This is a genomic window from bacterium, from assembly GCA_030655055.1.
Taxonomy (GTDB): Bacteria; Edwardsbacteria; AC1; order AC1; family EtOH8; genus UBA5202.
This window is the reverse complement of record JAURWH010000183.1, coordinates 1-1,061: the sequence shown is the minus strand read 5'-3', so window position 1 is coordinate 1,061 and position 1,061 is coordinate 1. Positions and strand designations below refer to the sequence as shown.

The window sequence follows — 1,061 nt, the reverse complement described above, 5'->3', positions numbered from 1 at the left end:
ATGGCCGTTTCGATCTCGCTGTCGCTCTTGCCTTCAAAGGCCATCATGTTCACCAGCGGCGGATGGGTTCCGTAGGGCTGGACCCTGGCCTGGGCCTCGCCTTCCAGATAGCAGCCCGGCTCGATGATGGTCCAGGTGGCCCAGACCTGCTTGGGCTGTAGCCCCATCTTATCAGCCAGCCGCACGCAGATGGTCTTCAGCGTATCGGAAATGTTGACCTCCGGCTTCTGGGGCAGGGCCTTTATTTCTATGATGGGCATGGTTGCGCCTCCGTTTTCCTTTTTTAACCCCTCCCTAAATCCCTCCCCTCGAGGGGAGGGTAGGGTGGGGTTACCCCAGTTTCAGAAAAGACCGGTCCCTGATCCCTGCTTCATCCAGCAGGGCTTCGATCTTATCGTAATGGATCACATTCTCCGTGACCAGCCGGTCCTGGATAGTTTCCTTGGATACCAACCCTTCGCGGATCAGCCGGGCGTAAAGCTCCTGGCGCTCGGTCATACCGATGGTCTTCTGGTACATCAGGTCCCGCAGCTGCGAAACCCGGCAGTCGAAACGCCAGGTGTTTCCCCGCTCTTTGGGGCTTTGCCATCCCAGCTCGTTCTGTATCCGGGACATGACTTCAGATTCATTCCAGGGCAGGTAAAAGAACAGGTCGGCCATTTCGATGCCGCGGCCGTAGATCCTGGTTCCCAAAGCATAGGGACTTCCGAAGAAATGCCCCTTGATCATCACCGGCAGGGTTTGGGGCGAAAAATAGGACAGGTTCTTGGCCGCTTCCTTGACTATTCCTCCGAGGTTTTTGAGATAGACGTTCCTGATGTCCTCGTCGGGGCTGACCCCCAGCAGACGGCGTTTGAACGAGACCTCCTCGTAGGGGTTGCGCCCGGTGACTATGCAATGGATATCGTGTTCCTTGGCGATCCGCATGATCGGCAGCCACATGTTGTGGCAGGCGCTGCAGATTATCGGAACCAGCGCGGCCGACGGCCTTTTAAGCCAGGCCTCCAGGTTCTTTTTAAGGGTCAGCTGATGCAGCCCCGGTTTCAATCCAAAACTCACCA

General features: G+C 57.0%; 2 protein-coding genes. Both read right to left on the bottom strand.

Annotation, left to right across the window (positions count from 1 at the left end; all coding sequences use genetic code 11):
• On the bottom strand, positions 1-260 hold a 260-nt coding region (locus Q7U71_08685; GenBank protein ID MDO9391834.1), incomplete at its 3' end, for a hypothetical protein.
• Between the two features lie 70 nt (positions 261-330).
• The coding region (locus Q7U71_08680) for an ATPase (GenBank protein ID MDO9391833.1) at positions 331-1,061 on the bottom strand (731 nt) is incomplete at its 5' end.